The 16,423-nt window shown below is 69.7% G+C and carries 16 protein-coding genes; 8 read left to right on the top strand and 8 right to left on the bottom strand.

What is annotated here, in order from left to right; all coding sequences use genetic code 11:
* Positions 1–1,149, top strand: a 1,149-nt coding sequence (pdxR, locus tag AC1D15_RS04760) for a MocR-like pyridoxine biosynthesis transcription factor PdxR (protein WP_477825108.1), incomplete at its 5' end; no start/stop codon positions are given.
* Here pdxR and AC1D15_RS04755 read toward each other — a convergent pair.
* Entirely contained in the window at positions 1,136–3,640 is a 2,505-nt protein-coding gene (locus AC1D15_RS04755) for a putative bifunctional diguanylate cyclase/phosphodiesterase (RefSeq protein WP_477825107.1), read from the bottom strand. The genes pdxR and AC1D15_RS04755 overlap by 14 nt on opposite strands.
* Positions 3,637–4,266, bottom strand: coding sequence for a methylamine utilization protein (locus tag AC1D15_RS04750; protein WP_477825106.1), 630 nt, complete (start codon positions 4,264–4,266; stop codon positions 3,637–3,639). The genes AC1D15_RS04755 and AC1D15_RS04750 overlap by 4 nt, the downstream gene beginning before the upstream one ends.
* 254 nt (positions 4,267–4,520) lie before the next feature.
* Here AC1D15_RS04750 and AC1D15_RS04745 point away from each other — a divergent pair, with 254 nt between their 5' ends.
* On the top strand, positions 4,521–5,063 hold the full coding sequence (locus tag AC1D15_RS04745; RefSeq protein WP_477825105.1) for a CAP domain-containing protein: 543 nt from the start codon (positions 4,521–4,523) through the stop codon (positions 5,061–5,063).
* A 7-nt stretch (positions 5,064–5,070) separates the two neighbouring features.
* Here AC1D15_RS04745 and mnmA read toward each other — a convergent pair whose 3' ends face one another.
* Positions 5,071–6,174 carry a tRNA 2-thiouridine(34) synthase MnmA gene (mnmA, locus tag AC1D15_RS04740; protein ID WP_477825104.1) on the bottom strand — a complete coding sequence of 368 codons (1,104 nt, stop codon included), beginning with the start codon at positions 6,172–6,174 and terminating at the stop codon, positions 5,071–5,073.
* Positions 6,171–6,671, bottom strand: a complete 501-nt coding sequence (locus tag AC1D15_RS04735; RefSeq protein ID WP_477825103.1) for an NUDIX hydrolase — start codon at positions 6,669–6,671, stop codon at positions 6,171–6,173. The genes mnmA and AC1D15_RS04735 overlap by 4 nt, the downstream gene beginning before the upstream one ends.
* A gap of 141 nt (positions 6,672–6,812) precedes the next feature.
* Between AC1D15_RS04735 and AC1D15_RS04730 the strand changes: the two genes are divergently transcribed.
* From AC1D15_RS04730 to AC1D15_RS04720, 3 genes are read left to right on the top strand one after another with little or no spacing between them, the layout of a single operon-like run.
* Positions 6,813–7,928 carry a Re/Si-specific NAD(P)(+) transhydrogenase subunit alpha gene (locus AC1D15_RS04730; protein ID WP_477825102.1) on the top strand — a complete coding sequence of 372 codons (1,116 nt, stop codon included), beginning with the start codon at positions 6,813–6,815 and terminating at the stop codon, positions 7,926–7,928.
* Between the two features lie 11 nt (positions 7,929–7,939).
* Positions 7,940–8,266, top strand: a complete 327-nt coding sequence (locus tag AC1D15_RS04725; RefSeq protein ID WP_047501305.1) for an NAD(P) transhydrogenase subunit alpha part 2 — start codon at positions 7,940–7,942, stop codon at positions 8,264–8,266.
* Complete coding sequence (locus tag AC1D15_RS04720; RefSeq protein WP_477825101.1) at positions 8,263–9,687, top strand: NAD(P)(+) transhydrogenase (Re/Si-specific) subunit beta; 1,425 nt, start codon at positions 8,263–8,265, stop codon at positions 9,685–9,687. The genes AC1D15_RS04725 and AC1D15_RS04720 overlap by 4 nt, the downstream gene beginning before the upstream one ends.
* Positions 9,688–9,757: 70 nt before the next feature.
* On the opposite strand, the gene AC1D15_RS04715 is transcribed toward AC1D15_RS04720, so the two are convergent.
* The 4 genes from AC1D15_RS04715 to AC1D15_RS04700 are packed head-to-tail and all read right to left on the bottom strand — an operon-like array spanning position 9,758 to position 13,303.
* Complete coding sequence (locus tag AC1D15_RS04715; RefSeq protein WP_477825100.1) at positions 9,758–10,507, bottom strand: hypothetical protein; 750 nt, start codon at positions 10,505–10,507, stop codon at positions 9,758–9,760.
* Positions 10,504–10,701 (bottom strand): hypothetical protein, encoded by a 198-nt coding sequence (locus AC1D15_RS04710; RefSeq protein WP_047501312.1) that lies wholly within the window; start codon positions 10,699–10,701, stop codon positions 10,504–10,506. The genes AC1D15_RS04715 and AC1D15_RS04710 overlap by 4 nt, the downstream gene beginning before the upstream one ends.
* A 29-nt stretch (positions 10,702–10,730) precedes the next feature.
* On the bottom strand, positions 10,731–11,378 hold the full coding sequence (locus tag AC1D15_RS04705) for a response regulator transcription factor (protein WP_477825099.1): 648 nt from the start codon (positions 11,376–11,378) through the stop codon (positions 10,731–10,733).
* Positions 11,375–13,303, bottom strand: coding sequence for a sensor histidine kinase (locus AC1D15_RS04700; RefSeq protein ID WP_477825098.1), 1,929 nt, complete (start codon positions 13,301–13,303; stop codon positions 11,375–11,377). Before AC1D15_RS04700 ends, AC1D15_RS04705 begins: the two co-directional genes overlap by 4 nt.
* A gap of 142 nt (positions 13,304–13,445) precedes the next feature.
* Here AC1D15_RS04700 and AC1D15_RS04695 point away from each other — a divergent pair, with 142 nt between their 5' ends.
* From AC1D15_RS04695 to AC1D15_RS04685, 3 genes are all read left to right on the top strand, one after another.
* On the top strand, positions 13,446–14,459 hold the full coding sequence (locus AC1D15_RS04695) for a TRAP transporter substrate-binding protein (RefSeq protein ID WP_465111319.1): 1,014 nt from the start codon (positions 13,446–13,448) through the stop codon (positions 14,457–14,459).
* Between the two features lie 9 nt (positions 14,460–14,468).
* A complete protein-coding gene (locus AC1D15_RS04690; RefSeq protein ID WP_477825097.1) occupies positions 14,469–15,110 on the top strand; it encodes a TRAP transporter small permease in 642 nt (213 codons plus the stop codon).
* Positions 15,107–16,423, top strand: a 1,317-nt coding sequence (locus AC1D15_RS04685; protein WP_477825096.1) for a TRAP transporter large permease, incomplete at its 3' end; no start/stop codon positions are given. The genes AC1D15_RS04690 and AC1D15_RS04685, both read left to right, overlap by 4 nt.

Below are 16,423 nucleotides of genomic sequence, written 5' to 3'. Positions count from 1 at the left end.
CTGTCGAAGCGCGGCCAGGCCATCGCCGACATCGCGCTGCGCTGGCGCCCGCCGACGCAGCTGCCGGTCGCGTTCCGCATCGGCGCGCCGGCCACTGCGGAGTTCCCGTTCGCGCTGTGGGACCGGCTGGCCCGCGACACCGCCGCGCCGCGCCGCCGGGCGCTGTCGCAGTACACCGATCCGGCCGGCGAGCCGGCGCTGCGCGAGGCGATCGCGCAGTGGCTGCTGGTGTCGCGCGGCATCCGCTGCGAGGCGTCGCAGGTGCTGGTCACGTCGGGCTCGCAGCAGGGCATCGACCTGATCGGCCGGCTGCTGCTCGACCTGGGCGACGAGGTGATGGTCGAGGACCCGGGCTACCCGGGCATCCGCGCCAACCTGCTCGGGCAGGGCGCGGTCGTGCGGCCGGTGCCGCTGGACGCCGACGGGCTGTGCATCGCGCAGGGCGCCGCGCGCTGGCCGCAGGCGCGCATGGCGGTCGTGACGCCGACGCACCAGTTCCCGATGGGCGTGCACATGAGCCTGGCGCGCCGGCTCGCGCTGCTCGACTGGGCGCGCACGCGGCGCGCGTGGATCGTCGAGGACGACTACGACGGCGAGTTCCAGTACGGCGCGCACCGCATGCCGGCGCTGTGCAGCCTGCCGCAGTCGGAGCGCGTGCTGTACGTCGGCACCTTCTCGAAGACGCTGCACCCGGGCCTGCGGCTGGGCTTCATCGTGATGCCGCTCGCGCTGGCGCCCGCCTTCGCGGGAGCCAAGGCGGTGACCGACCGGCACAGCCCCGGTGCCGCGCAGGACGTGCTGGCCCGCTTCATCACCGAAGGCCACCTGCTGCGCCACCTGCGGCGCATGCGCGAGCTGTATGCGCTGCGGCAGGAACTGGTGATCGAGACCTTGGCCAAGGCAAGCGGCGGCGCGCTGCGGCTGCTGCCGAGTGCGCAGGGCATGCACCTGGCGCACGAGGACGAGGCGGGCCGGCCGGATGAGCCGCTGTCGGCGCGCGCGCAGGAGGGCGGGGTGTACCTCGCGACGCTGTCGCGCTATGCGATCGAGGCGCCGCGGCGCGGCTGGCTGTTCGGCTATGCGGGGTACGACGAGGCGGCGCTGCGGGCCGCGTCGCGCATGGTCGGGCGCCTGTTCAGTGCAAGGTGATCGGAACGTCCGGCCCCTTGCCCGTCGCGATCGTCATCGCCTGCCGCGCACTCCAGCCGGTCGACCAGCGCGCGAACTCGGCGGCCGGCATCGGCCGGCCCATGTGGAAGCCCTGGGCCTCGTCGCAGGCCAGCTCGCGCAGCAGCTCCCAGACCTGCGCGTTCTCGACGCCCTCGGCCACCACCGTGAGCCCGAGGCCGTGCGCCAGGTCGATCGTCGAGCGCACGATGCGTGCGTCGTCCAGGTCCTTCTCCATGTTGAGCACGAACGATTTGTCGATCTTCAGCTCGTCCACCGGCAGCCGCTTCAGGTACGCGAGCGATGAATAGCCCGTGCCGAAGTCGTCGATCGACAGCCGGAAGCCCAGCGCGCTCAGCTTGTCGAGCGTGGCCTGCGCGCGCTGCGGGTCGTCCATGATCGCGCTCTCGGTGATCTCCAGGCAGAAGGCCTCGGCCGGCACCGAATGCCGCACCAGCAGCGCGTCGAACTTCTGCGGCAGCTCCGGGTCGAGCAGGTCGCGCGTCGACAGGTTGATCGAGATCGTCAGCGTCTGGCCGCCGTCGTGCAGGCGTTTCCACAACTGCGCGGTCTGCTCGAAGACCCACAGCGTCAGCACCCGGATGAAGCCGGTCTGCTCGGCGAACGGGATGAACTCCATCGGCGGCACCAGCCCGCGGCGCGGGTGCTGCCAGCGCACCAGCGCCTCGGCGCCGACGACGCGTGCGTTGCCGAGCGCCAGCTTGGGCTGCAGGTACAGCCGCAGTTCGTCGTGATCGACCGCATGGCGCAATTCGCTCAGCAGCGACAGCGTCTGCGAGCTCGCGGCATCGAGCGCCGCGTCGTAGACCATCGGGCCGTCATGCTGGCGCTTGGCGGTGTACATCGCGACCTCGGCGCGGCTCAGCAGCACGTCGGCATCGCCGGCATGCAGCGGCCAGTTCGCGAGGCCCAGGCTCGCGCTGATGTCGACCGTCTGGTCCTCCAGCTTCAGCGCGGCGTCGAAGGCCTGGTTGATGCGCTTGGCGACCGTGCGGGTCAGCGCCACGTCGTTGGCGGGATCGAGCCCGGCCAGCAGCACCGCGAACTCGTCGCCGCCGAGCCGCGCGACCAGGTCGCCGCCGCGCACCGCCTGCTGCGTCAGCCGCTCGGCCACGCTGCGCAGCAGCAGGTCGCCGAAGCGGTAGCCGAGCACGTCGTTGACGTGCTTGAAGCGATCGAGGTCGAGCATGATCACCGAGACGGTCCGGCCATTCTTGCCGGCCGCGACGATCGCGTCGCGCACCGCGTTGCGGAACTGCAGGCGGTTCGGCAGCGCCGTCAGCGGATCCCAGTAGGCGAGCTTCAGGATCTCGTCCTGCTGCTCGCCGATGCTCTCGCGCATGCGCTCGAAGGCGCGGGCCACGTCGCCCAGCTCGTCGCTGCGGTCGAGGCCGCGCAGCGGCGTCGAGTAGTCGCCGGCGCCCAGCCGTTCGGCCGCCGTCGCGAGGCGCCGCAGCGGCGTCGTCACGTGGCGCGCCGTCAGCACGCTGCCGATGCCGAACACCAGCACGCCGACCAACGTCAGCGCGGCCAGCCCCAGCTGCAGCTGGCGGTACGGCGCGACCGCGTCGTCGACCGAGCGCAGCAGCAGCGCCGAGACGGCGGCGCCGTCGTGCTCGGCGAGCATCAYGGTGCGGCCGCTGTATTCGTTGTCGAGCAGCGTCAGCGCCAAGGTGACGGAACCGGCGGCCGAGTTGGCGGCGGGGTGGCCGCCGTTCACCTGCTCGAGCGCCAGCGCGGCCTGCTTCTCCAGCTGCCCGCGCGTGGCCAGCGGCAGCGTCGAGACGGCGGTGGTCCATGTCGAGCTCGCATCGCTGCGCACCTGCAGGCTGACCTGCAGCGACGACAGCGCATGCATGTCGTCGACCAGCCGCTGGTCGATCGGGAAGCCCATCAGCACCCAGCCGACCACCACCGGTGCGCGCATCGGCACCATCACCAGCTGGAACGGGCGATGGCCGAGCACGACGATCTCGCTGGCGCGCTTGGAGGCGAGCGCCCGCGCGGCCAGCCGCTGCGTGACCGGCAGCAGCTCCTGCAGGCCGGGCTGGGCGGCGGCGCGCAGCCGGAACTCGGTKTCGAGCAGCGCGGTGACGGTGGCGCCGATGCGCTCGCCGTGGTTGGCGAGCACCGACGCGATGGTGTCGGCATCGTTGCTGCTGACGGCGGCGCGGAAGCCGTAGTCGGCCGCCAGCAGGCTCGCGCCTTCGGCGAGCTTCTGCGCGTTCTGGTCGAGCACGCGGGTCAGCACGCGTTCGCCGACCAGCAGTTCGTCATTGATGGCGGCGCGCGCGTTGCGGTCGATGCTGGCGCGGATCGCGAGGAAGCTCGCGGCCTGCACGAGCAGCAGCAGCCCGAGGAACAGCACGACGATGCGCGTGCCCAGCGAGCTGGCGATCCAGCGCGGCCAGTGGCGCGGGTGCAGCAGCTCGCGTGCGGTCGGCCCCGTCATGGCGCGCTCCCCGCGGCGACCGGCAGCTGGATGGCGGCCTGCGCATCGGCCTCGCCGATCGCGAGCGGTTGCGGTGCCGGCTCCTGGCCGGGCACGACGCCGGCATGCCAGGCGCGCAGCCGGTAGCTGCCGGGCGCGATGCCGTCGATGCGGGCGCGGCCGTCGGTGCCGGTGCGGGCGTGGTGCGGCGTGTCGACGACGACCACCCAGGCGCTCATCCGGTCATGGATGTTGCAGCCGAGCACCGCGGCGCCGGGCTGGTCGAACACCACCGGCGCTGCCGGCACGCCGGCGTAGAGCTTCAGCTCGAAGGTCTTGACCGGTGAGAACGAATAGACGTGGTGCCGCACGGTATCGAAGTTCGGGAAGGTGACCGGCGTGCCGACGGTGACGACCGTCACCGACGGGTTGAACTGGCGCTTGCTCTGCGAGATCTCGACGCCGGCCATCGGCTTGACCGGCAGCTTGCCGCTGGCGGGGTCCAGCATCACCACTGCGTCGACCAGCGGGCGGCCGGCCGGATCGGCCACCGCGACGCTGACGGCGGCCCCCTGGGCGGCGGCGGCCAGCGACAGCGCCAGGGCACAGAGGCCGTGTCGGGTCAGGGACTGAAGGCGCAGACGCATGGTGGGTTGGAGGTCGGGGTCGATGAGGGATCGGTGCGGCACAAGCCGCACTGCCTTCGGATATCGGCGAGCCGCCGACCGACTGAAGCCGCTGCGGCCTCGGCGTGCGGTGCATCACGTTTCGGACCCGTGCATGAGCGGGGTCAGCAATCGCTTACGTTTTGGATGTGTCGCTTGGTCCCCAGGCGTTTAGGCTGTGGAATCCCCGGCTTCGGATATAGATCTTGTCGACCTCCTCACGACGTGCCCGCCTGGTGGCACCCTGGCTGATGTTCCTCGCCGCCTGCGGCGGCAGCAGCGATTCCGGCACGGCCGACGCCGGCACGCCGGCCCCCGCGCCAGCGCCAGCGGCTTCCGGCACCTGCGACATCGCCGATTTCAACGCGCAGATGCTGGCGCGCATCAACGCCTTCCGTGCCAGCGCGCAGAGCTGTGGCTCGGAGGGCAATTTCACGGCGGCGCCGGCGCTCACCTGGAACGACAAGCTGACGCAGGCGGCCGTGGGGCACTCGCAGGACATGGCGACGAAGAACTACTTCTCGCACGACAGCCAGGACGGCCGCATTTTCTCGCAACGCATCACCGCGACCGGCTACACCTGGAGCGCGATCGGCGAGAACATCGCCGCCGGCCAGAACAGCATCGACAGCGTGATGACCAGCTGGCAGAACAGCCCCGGCCACTGCGCCAACCTGATGAGCAAGAACTTCACGCAGGTCGGCGTGGCCTGCGTGCCCGGCGCGGCCGGTGCCGCGTACAGCCGCTACTGGACGATGGACCTGGCCAAGCCCAGGTGACGGCGGCTCAGGTGGCGCTCGCGATCACGCCACCGCCCAGGCAGACCTCGCCGTCGTACAGCACCGCTGATTGCCCGGGCGTCACCGCCCATTGCGCGGTGCCGAAGTTCAGGCTGAACGCCGCTGCGCTGCCGCCATCGAGCGCGCAGCCCGCATCGGCCTGGCGGTAGCGCGTCTTGGCCGCCATGCCGCCCGGCGCCGGCGCCACGCCGGCCACCCAGCTCGCGTCGTCCGCCGTCAGCGCATGCGATTGCAGCCACGGGTGGTCATGGCCCTGAACGGCGTAGAGCGTGTTGGCCGCCATGTCCTTGCGGGCGACGAACCACGGCGCGTGCTCGCTGCCGCCGCGCACGGCGCCCTTGTCCTTCAACCCGCCGATGCCGATGCCCTTGCGCTGCCCGAGTGTGTAGAACGACAGCCCGACGTGCTCGCCGATCACCCGGCCGCGGTCGTCCTTGATGGGCCCCGGCTGGTTCGACAGGTAGCGGTTCAGGAACTCGCGGAACGGCCGTTCGCCGATGAAGCAGATGCCGGTCGAGTCCTTCTTGGCGGCGTTCGGCAGGCCGATCTCGGCCGCGATGCGGCGCACCTCGGTCTTCGGCAGCTCGCCGACCGGGAACAGCGTCTTGCCCAGCTGCGCCTGGTTCAGCCGGTGCAGGAAATAGCTCTGGTCCTTCAGCGGATCGAGCCCCTTCAGCAGCTCGAAGCGGCCGTCGCGCTCGCGCACCCGGGCATAGTGGCCTGTCGCGATCTTCTCGGCGCCCAGGCGCATCGCATGGTCGAGGAAAGCCTTGAACTTGATCTCGGCGTTGCACAGCACGTCGGGGTTCGGCGTGCGGCCGGCCTGGTACTCGCGCAGGAACTCGGCGAACACCCGGTCCTTGTAGTCGGCCGCGAAGTTCACATGCTCGATCTCGATGCCGAGCACGTCGGCCACGCTCGCGGCATCGAGGAAATCCTGGCGCGTCGAGCAGTACGCGTCGTCGTCATCGTCTTCCCAGTTCTTCATGAAGATGCCGATGACCTCGTGCCCCTGCTGCTTCAGCAGGTGGGCACTGACGGCGGAATCGACACCGCCGGACAGGCCGACGACGATGCGTTGCTTCTTCACTTCGGAGGGACCGCAAAGACCGACTCGTCGGTCGTGATGAGGGACAGCGGGTGGTTCACGCCCGCCAGGTGGTCGTCGACGCAGCGCAGCAGCAGCGGGCTGCGGTGCCGGTGCACGCTCGCGCGGATTTCGTCGGGCGTCATCCACAGCGCGCGCACGATGCCGGTGTCGAGCGTGCGCGTCAGGTCGGGCTCGCCGACCGTGCCGCGGAACGCGATGCGCAGGTAGGTGGTGTCGCGCCCGACGACGCGCTCCGTGCCGGGGCGTTGCGAGCGCGACAGGTAGATGCCGACGATGCCGGTCGGCACGAACGCGCGGGCGGTCTCTTCGAGCGCCTCGCGCACCACGCCCTGCAGCGGCGACTCGCCCGGATCGAGGTGGCCGGCGGGGTTGTTCAGGCACAGCCCGTCGGACGTGTGCTCCTCCACCAGCAGGAACCGGCCCAGGTGTTCGACGATCGCGGCAACGGTGACGCTGGGTTTCCAACGGGAGGACATCCGGCCGATTTTAAGGGCGGGTGTTGTGGCCCTGCATCGCGTGAGGGCGTGTGCCGGTTGTGGGTGCGAAAGCTTTGTGTAAGCTCTCGCGCCAGTTACACGCACAACGTCCGACACAACAACGCACCCGAGGAGTCCGCCATGCTGATAGGGGTCCCGCTGGAAACAGCGGCTGGGGAAACGCGCGTCGCCGCGACCCCGGAGACGGTCAAGAAGCTCAAGGCGCAGGGCCATGTGCTGCGCGTGCAGTCGGGGGCCGGCATCGCCGCCAGCGTCACCGACGAGGCCTATGCGGCGGCCGGTGCCGAGATCGTCGACCGGGCCGGGGCCTTCGGCGCCGAGCTGGTGCTGAAGGTGCGCGCGCCGTCGGTGGACGAGTTGCCGCTGCTGAAGACCGGCACCGCGCTGGTCGGCATGCTGAACCCGTTCGACCGCCAGGGCCTGCAGCGGCTGGCCGAGGCCGGGCTGACCAGCTTCGCGCTCGAGGCCGCGCCGCGCACCACGCGGGCGCAGAGCATGGACGTGCTGTCGTCGCAGGCCAACCTGGCCGGCTACAAGGCGATCATGATCGCGGCCGACCGCTACCAGCGCATCTTCCCGATGCTGATGACGGCGGCCGGCACCGTGAAGGCGGCGCGCGTCGTGATCCTCGGCGTCGGCGTGGCCGGGCTGCAGGCGATCGCGACCGCGAAGCGCCTGGGGGCGGTGATCGAGGCGAGCGACGTGCGGCCCTCGGTGAAGGAGCAGGTCGAGTCGCTGGGCGCGAAGTTCATCGACGTGCCGTACGAGACGGCGGAAGAGAAGGAAGCGGCCGAGGGCGTGGGCGGCTACGCGCGGCCGATGCCGCAGAGCTGGCTGGACCGGCAGAAGGTCGAGGTGGCCAAGCGCGTCGCGGCCGCCGACATCGTCGTGACCACCGCGCTGATCCCGGGCCGCGCCGCGCCGGTGCTGGTGACCGAGGAGATGGTGAAGGCGATGAAGCCGGGCTCGGTGATCGTCGACCTCGCGGCCGCGCAGGGCGGCAACTGCCCGCTGACCGAGGCCGGGAAGATCGTGGTCAAGCACGGCGTCACGCTGGTCGGCGAGACCAACCTGCCGGCGCTGGTGGCGGCCGACGCGAGCGCGCTGTATGCGCGCAACGTGCTCGACTTCCTGAAGCTCGTGCTGACGAAGGAGGGCACGTTCCACGTGCCGATGGACGACGACATCGTCGTGGCCTGCCTGGTCAGCCAGGGTGGCCAAGTCACCCGCAAATAAGGAGCACGACGATGGATCCCGTGAGCCATACCCTGACCAACCTGATCATCTTCGTGCTGGCGATCTACGTCGGCTACCACGTCGTGTGGACCGTCACGCCGGCGCTGCACACGCCGCTGATGGCGGTGACGAACGCGATCTCGGCGATCGTGATCGTCGGTGCGATGCTCGCCGCGGCGCTCACCGAGACGCCGCTGGGCAAGACGATGGGCGTGCTGGCGGTCGCGCTGGCGGCCGTCAACGTGTTCGGCGGCTTCCTCGTGACGCGGCGCATGCTGGAGATGTTCCGCAAGAAGGAGAAGAAGGCGATCGCCGCGCCGAAGGAGGGCTCGCAATGAGCATGAACCTCGTGACGCTGCTGTACCTGGTGGCGAGCGTCTTCTTCATCCAGGCCTTGAAGGGCCTGTCGCACCCGACCACGTCGATCCGCGGCAACCTGTTCGGCATGACCGGCATGGCGATCGCGGCGCTGACGACGGCGGCGCTGATCGTCAAGCTGGCCGACGGCAACGCGCTCGGCCTTGGCTGGGTACTGCTCGGCCTGCTGGTCGGCGGCACGGCCGGCGCGGTGATGGCCAAGCGCGTCGAGATGACCAAGATGCCGGAGCTGGTCGCCTTCATGCACAGCATGATCGGCCTGGCCGCGGTGTTCATCGCGGTGGCGGCGGTGGCCGAGCCTCACGCGTTCAGCATCGCTGCGAAGGGCGACCCGATCCCCACCGGCAACCGGCTGGAGCTGTTCCTCGGCGCGGCGATCGGGGCCGTCACGTTCAGCGGCTCGGTGATCGCGTTCGGCAAGCTGTCGGGCAAGTACAAGTTCCGGCTGTTCCAGGGCGCGCCGGTGCAGTTCGCGGGGCAGCATGTGCTGAACCTGGTGCTGGGTCTCGCGACCGTCGGGCTGGGCCTGGTGTTCATGTTCACCGAGAGCTGGCCGGCCTTCTTCGGCATGCTGGCGCTGGCCTTCGTGATGGGTGTGCTGATCATCATCCCGATCGGCGGGGCCGACATGCCGGTGGTGGTGTCGATGCTGAACAGCTACTCCGGCTGGGCGGCGGCGGGCATCGGCTTCAGCCTGAACAACAGCATGCTGATCATCGCCGGCTCACTGGTGGGCAGCTCGGGGGCGATCCTGAGCTACATCATGTGCAAGGCGATGAACCGCTCGTTCTTCAACGTGATCCTGGGCGGCTTCGGCGGCGAGGCGGGCACCGCGGTAGCCGGTGCGCAGGCGCAGCGCAACGTGAAGAGCGGCAGCGCCGACGACGCGGCCTTCGTGCTCGGCAATGCCGAGACGGTGGTGATCGTGCCGGGCTACGGGCTGGCGGTGGCACGCGCGCAACATGCGGTGAAGGAGCTGGCGGCCAAGCTGACGGCCAAGGGCATCACGGTGAAGTACGCGATCCACCCGGTGGCCGGGCGCATGCCGGGGCACATGAACGTGCTGCTGGCCGAGGCCGAGGTGCCGTACGACCAGGTGTTCGAGATGGAGGACATCAACGGCGAGTTCGGCCAGGCCGACGTCGCGATCATCCTGGGTGCGAATGACGTGGTGAATCCTGCGGCGCACATCAAGGGCAGCCCGATCTACGGGATGCCGATCCTCGAGGCGTACAAGGCCAAGACGGTCATCGTCAACAAGCGGTCGATGGCGGCCGGGTACGCGGGGCTGGACAACGAGCTGTTCTACATGGACAAGACGATGATGGTCTTCGGGGATGCGAAGAAGGTCGTCGAGGACATGGTGAAGGCTGTCGAGTAGGGTGCGGCAAAGGCGCGTGCGGGGAGGTGACAAGCGAACAAGTGGGGGTTGAGTCTGGGCTGTCGCCCGGCTACGCGTCCACCAGATCCACGTACTGGATGTTGATGTTCTTGATCTCGCTGAACTTCACCGCAAAGGTGTCACCCGGGATCGGCGTCAGGAACTCCGGCTCGGCCGTGCCGGCGAAGTCGGGCACCACGCCGCGGAACGCCGAGGCCAGCACCAGCGCATCCGGCGCCTTGGTCTTCTCGTCGAACGAGAAGTAGCTCAGGATCCCGCTGTACAGCACCGGCGTATCGCCGACCTGCACCAGCACGTCGACCACCACCGTGCGCCCGTCCCGGTTCGAGCGGTTCTCGCCGGTCAGGATGTAGTGCCAGGGCGGCTTGAAGCGCAGGAAACGGTGGCGGATGTCCAGCCCGCGGCGCTCGATCGCGGTGTTGATCGCCAGGCCCGCCACCAGCGGCAGCGTGAAGATGCTGATGAAGTACACCGCGTTGAACCACAGCGCGCCGCCGATCGCCGCTTCGGCCGCGAGGTACGGCGCCGTCGCGTTGTTCAGCGTCAGCAGCGCGAAGAAGTCGCGCGCCGCCGGCTGGCAGGCACAGCCGCCGAGCAGCTGCCACGTGTGGATCGCCAGCAGCCACCCCGTGTGCAGCAGCGCCGACACCAGCACCGCGGCAATCGCATGGCCGGTCATCGAGCCGGAGATCACCGGGATCTCGCCGTTGTCGCGGATCTTGCCGGTCACCGCCAGCACGAAGATCGCGCCCGGCAGGTAGATCAGCAGCAGCAGGAAGGCCTGGAACGCGACGTTCAAGGTTTCGGGACGGCCGGCGGCGTCGCGGGAAGCACCCTCAGGTGCACGACCTTGCCGGTCGCGTCTTCAAGCTCGATCCTGCGGCCTTCGTCCTGCTGCGGACGGCTGGCGATCAGCTGGCGCCGATACTCCTGGCGCTTCTGCGGGTCGCTCAACAAGGCCCGGACCACCGGATTGATGTTGACACTGGGCATGGGCTGAAATGTACGGCCAAACGATTCGATCAGGCCGACGGCGCCGCGAGCACCGTGGCCACCTCCGCCGCCGAGCGCACGCCCAGCTTCGCGTACACCCGCGCCCGGTGCACCTCCACCGTCCGCACCGACACATGCAGCTCGTCGGCGATCACCTTGTTCAGCTTGCCGGCCGCCACGCGCAGCATCACCTCGTGCTCGCGCTCGGTCAGGCTCGACAGCCGCGCCTGCCGCTCGGCCACCTGCGCGCCCTGGCGCTGCATCGCGGCATCGACCGCCAGCGCCTGCGCCACCCGGTCGGCCAGCGCGTTGTCGACATACGGCTTCTCGAGGAAATCGAACGCTCCCTTCTTCAACGCCTCGACCGCCATCGGGATGTCGCCATGCCCGCTCAGGAACAGCACCGGGTTGCGCAGCCCGCGCGCGATCAGCTCGTCGTGCAGCCGCGGGCCGGACATCGGCTCCATCCGGATGTCGAGCAGGAACACGCCCGGCAGCGGGCGCGGCGTGGCATCGACGGTCGCCAGCAGCGCCGGCCCGCTGCCGTGCGGCCGCACGTCCAGGCCGTGCGACGCCAGCAGGAAGCCCAGCGCATCCAGCACCACCGCCTCGTCGTCGACCAGGTAGACGACGCCGGCAGGGGGAACGGGTCCGGGCCCGGGTCGGGGTTCGTTCATTCGTCGTCCTCCGCGGAAAGGTCCGACACCGCCAGGTCCACCGGCAGCGTCAACGTGAACACCGCACCGCCGCCCACCGCGTCGGCGGCATCGAACATGCCCTGGTGCGCCTCGATGATCGAGCGGCAGATCGCGAGACCCATGCCCATGCCCTCTGCCTTGGTCGAGAAGAACGGCGCGCACAGCGCCTCGATGCCGAGCCCGCCCAGGCCCGGGCCGTTGTCGCGCACGTCGATGCGCACGAAGCGGCCGTCGGCGCTCAGCGAACTGGCGGCGACGATGCGCCGCTCGCCCGCCTGGTGGGCCAGCGCATCGCCGGCATTGCGCACCAGGTTGATCACCACCTGCTCGATCAGCACCGCATCGGCCACGATCACCGGCAGCGCCGCATCGAGCTGCAGCACCACCTGCACCTGCTGGCGCTGCAGCTCGCGGCGCAGCAGCGCGACGCCGCCCTCGATCACCGTGTTCAGCGTACACGGCTCCAGCCGCGGCTCGCGCCGCGTCAGGAACTCGCGGATGCGCTGCACGATCGCGCCGGCATGGGCGGCCTGCTCGCCCAGCCGCTTCAGCGCCCGCATCACCACCGGGTCGGGCGAGGGCAGCTTGTGCATCGAGTTCATCACGCCGGCGTTGTAGCTCGCGATCGCCGTCAGCGGCTGGTTCAGCTCGTGCGCCAGCGTCGAGGCCACCTCGCCCAGCATCGTCAGCCGCGCATGGTGGGCCATCGTCTCGGTCTGCCGGCGCTCGCGTTCCTCGAGCCGGCGCCGCTCGGTCATGTCGAGGATCGAGCCCATCCAGCCGATGTGCCCGCCGCGTGCGTCCACCAGCGGCGCCTCGAACACCATCACGTCGAACAGGCGTCCGTCGCGGTGCCGCCAGCGCGCCTCGTAGCCTTCGCGCGGCGCCTGGCCGGCCATGTTGCGCAGGTGCCGCTGCATGATCTCCTCGTGCGAGTCGGCCGGCCAGTACGGCATCGGCGGCAGCAGCCCGACCAGCTCGTGCGGCTCGTAGCCCACCATGTCGGCGAGCGTGCGGTTCACGTAGACGAGCCGGCCGTCGAGGTCGCGGGCGCGCAGCCCCACCGTCAGCGAATCCTCCATCGCCTGGCGCCACGCGGCCTCGGTGCGCCACGCCGCCTCGGCGCGCGACACGCCGTGCATCTGCCGCCGCRGCATCCAGGTGATGGCAGCGATCAGCGCGACGAAACCCGCCACCATCGCGACCGGCAGGCCGTGGTACCACGGCGGCACCACGTCGCGCGCGGTCAGCTCCAGCCAGCTGTCGGCCAGCGCCGGCGCCATGCTGATGCGCCAGCTCTGGCGGCCCTCCAGCGGCCGGTCCTCGGTGGTCGACGCGATCACCGCATCGAAGCCGTCGAGCAGCCGCACGTCGTACGTGCGGGCCAGCCACCACGGCACCGTCTGGCGCAGCATCTCGCCAGGCGAGTAGCGCGCCACCAGCGTGCCGCCGGAGGCGAGCGGCGCCGACAGGTGGGCCGACAGGCCGGGGCCGCTGCGCGCGCCGTCGGGGACATCGGGCAGTTGAGCGACCAGCCGGTTGCTGCGGTCCAGCCAGGTCAGGCTGATCCAGAAGCGGTGCAGGCCCTGCTGCGCCTCGGGCAGCGTCGCGAGCGCCTGCGGGTCGGCGGCGCGGTGATCCAGCCGCGTCGCGACATCCTTCAACAGCAGCGTCTCGCGCTCGATGCGCGCGCTCGCCTGCGTCTCCAGCGACAGCGCGTCGGAGACCATCGCGGTGCGCTGCTCTTCCAGGTCGGCCTGCTCGGTGGCGCGCAGCCACAGCAGCACGCCGGCCACGAAGACCAGCGACAGCAGCAGCGGCAGCGCCCACAGCCCGCGCCGCGCCGGCGGGCGCGGCGGCAGCGCGAGGGCAGGGTGGCGGGGCGGATCGGCCGGTGCGGGCATGGCGCGAAGTCTAGGTTCGTGGACGCGTGGGCGGGCGAACCGCGTGCGCCTGGTGGTGCCGAAATGTGGAACTCCACAACTTCCCGCGCTCCGGGCCGCCGACCAGAATCCCGCCGCAGGACAGACCACCCGGAGACAAGACATGACGCAAACCATGACGCGCCGCAGTGCGCTCGCCGCCGCCGCATTGGCCGTGGCCGCCCCGAAGACCTTCGCGCAGGCGCCCATCGTCATCAAGTTCAGCCACGTCGTCGCCCCCGACACGCCCAAGGGCAACGGCGCGCAGCGCTTCAAGGAACTGGCCGAGCAGCGCAGCGGCGGCCGCGTGAAGGTGGATGTCTACCCGAACAGCCAGCTCTACAAGGACAAGGAAGAGATGGAGGCGCTGCAGCTCGGCTCGGTGCAGATGCTCGCGCCGTCGCTCGCCAAGTTCGGCCCGCTGGGCGTCAAGGAATTCGAGGTCTTCGACCTGCCGTTCATCTTCAAGGACCAGGCGGCGTTCCGCGCCGTCACCGAAGGGCCGGTCGGYGCCGACCTGTTCAAGAAGCTCGAGCCGAAGGGCGTCAAGGGCCTCGCGTACTGGGACAACGGCTTCCACATCATGAGTGCCAACAAGCCGCTGCACAAGGTGGCGGACTTCAGGGGCCTGAAGATGCGCATCCAGAGCTCGAAGGTGCTCGATGCCGAGATGCGTGCGCTCGGCGCGGTGCCGCAGGTGATGGCCTTCAGCGAGCTGTACCAGGCGCTGCAGTCCGGCGTGGTCGACGGCTGCGAAGGCGTGCCGTCGAACTTCTACACGCAGAAGACCTACGAGGTGCAGAAGCACACGACGATCTCGAACCACGGCCACCTGGCCTATGCGGTGATCGTCAACAAGAAGTTCTGGGACGGCCTGCCGGCCGACATCCGCACGATTCTCGAAGGCGCGCTGAAGGAGGCAACCGCGTTCGCCAACGACATGGCGACCAAGGAGAACATCGACGACCTCGAGAAGATGCGCGCGAGCGGCAAGACCACCATCTACACGCCGACGGCCGCCGAGCTCGACGAGTGGAAGAAGGCGCTGATGCCGGTGCACAAGGAGATGGCGTCGCGCGTGGGCCAGTCGACGATCGACGCGGTCTACAAGGCGGCCGGCTTCGTGCCCGCGAAGTAGGGCGGCGCCATGGTCGCGCCGGTGCTGCGGTCCGTGAACCGCTTCCTCGATCACCTCGAGGAATGGCTGATCGCCGCCCTGATGGGCGCGGCGACGCTGCTGATCTTCGTTGCCGTGGTGCACCGCTATGCGGCCGCCGCGCACTACCCGGCCGTGCTGCAGCCGGTGCAGGATTTCCTGCTCGGCCTGAACCTGAGCTGGGCCCAGGAGCTGTGCATCTACATGTTCGTGTGGATGGCGAAGTTCGGCGCGGCCTACGGCGTGCGCCACGGCACGCACGTCGGCGTCGACACGCTGGTGCGTGCGCTGCCGCCGGCGCAGGCGCGCTGGCTGACGCTGGTCGGCTTGCTCGGCGGCGTGGTCTTCACCGCGGTGGTGGGCACGATGGGCGCGGTGTTCGTCTGGGACAACGGCTTCCACCACGCCCTCTTCAGCACTTTCGGCTGGGATGTCGGCGACGTGCCCGAGGGCCCGACCTCGCCCGACCTCGAGGTGCCGACCTGGATCCCGTACGCCTGCATCCTGCTGGCGTCGTACCTGATGTGTTTCCGCTTCCTGCAGGTGATGTGGGCCTTCTGGCGGCGCGGCGAGCTGCCGCACCATGAGGTCGCTCATGTGGAAGGTCTGGACGAGGCGGAGGCCGCAGCATGAATGCATTGATCATCTTCGGCCTGCTGGTGCTGCTGATGCTGACCGGCATGCCGGTCTCCATCGCGCTCGGCCTCACGGTGCTGGGCTTCTTCTTCGGCATGACGAACGAGCCGATCGCGTCGATCGGGCTCAAGCTGTTCTCGGGCCTCGAGAAGTTCGAGATCATGGCGATCCCGTTCTTCATCCTGGCCGGCAACTTCCTGACCAACGGCGGCGCGGCGCGGCGGATGATCCACTTCGCGTCGACGATGGTCGGGCACTTCTACGGCGGGCTGGGGCTGGCCGGCGTGCTGGCCTGTGCGCTGTTCGCGGCGATCTCGGGCTCGTCGGTCGCCACCGTGGTCGCGGTCGGCACCATCCTGCTGCCGGCGATGCAGAAGGCCGGCTACCCCAAGCGCTTCTCGGCCGGCGTGATCACCACCTCGGGCGCGTTGGGCATCCTGTTTCCGCCGTCGATCAACCTGGTGATCTTTTCGATCGCGACCAACGGCATGAACGCGACCGGGCCGGACGGCCAGCCGGTGGCCACCGCGTCGGTCGGCGACCTGTTCATCGCCGGCGTGCTGCCGGGGCTGCTGCTGTCGCTGCTGCTGGGCGTGACCACCTGGTACCGGGCGCGCAAGTTCGACTACCCACGCCTGCCGCGCGCGAGCTGGGGCGAGCGCTGGAAGGCCTTCCGCGAGGCGTTCTGGGGCATCGCGCTGATCGTGATCGTGATCGGCGGCATCTACTCCGGCATCTTCACGCCGACCGAGGCGGCGGCGATCGCGGCGGTGTATGCCTTCGTGATCTCGGTGTTCATCTACAAGGACCTGAAGCTGCGCGACGTGCCGAAGGTGCTGCGCAACGCCRCCGCGATGAGCTCGATGCTGCTGTACATCATCACGAACGCGGTGCTGTTCTCGTTCCTGCTGACCTCCGAGCAGATCCCGCAGTCGATGGCGGCGTGGATGACGGGCCAGGGCTTCGGCGTGGTGGTGTTCCTGCTGCTGGTCAACATCATCCTGCTGGTGGCCGGCAACTTCATGGACCCGTCGGCGATCGTGCTGATCATGGCGCCGATCCTGTACCCGGTGGCCTGCAAGCTGGGCGTGAACCCGATCCACCTGGGCATCCTGATGGCGGTCAACATGGAGGTCGGCATGTGCCACCCGCCGGTCGGGCTGAACCTGTACGTCGCGTCGGGCATCAGCAAGATGGGCRTCACCGAGCTGACGATCGCGGTGTGGCCATGGCTGCTGACGATGATCGGGTTCCTGGTCCTCGTCACCTACTGGCCGGCGCTGTCGCTGACGCTGCCGCACCTGCTGGCG

This window comes from Rhizobacter sp. P2_H2, assembly GCF_056403375.1.
The sequence above is the reverse complement of the archived record's forward strand: the minus strand, read 5'-3'. Positions and strand labels throughout refer to the sequence as shown.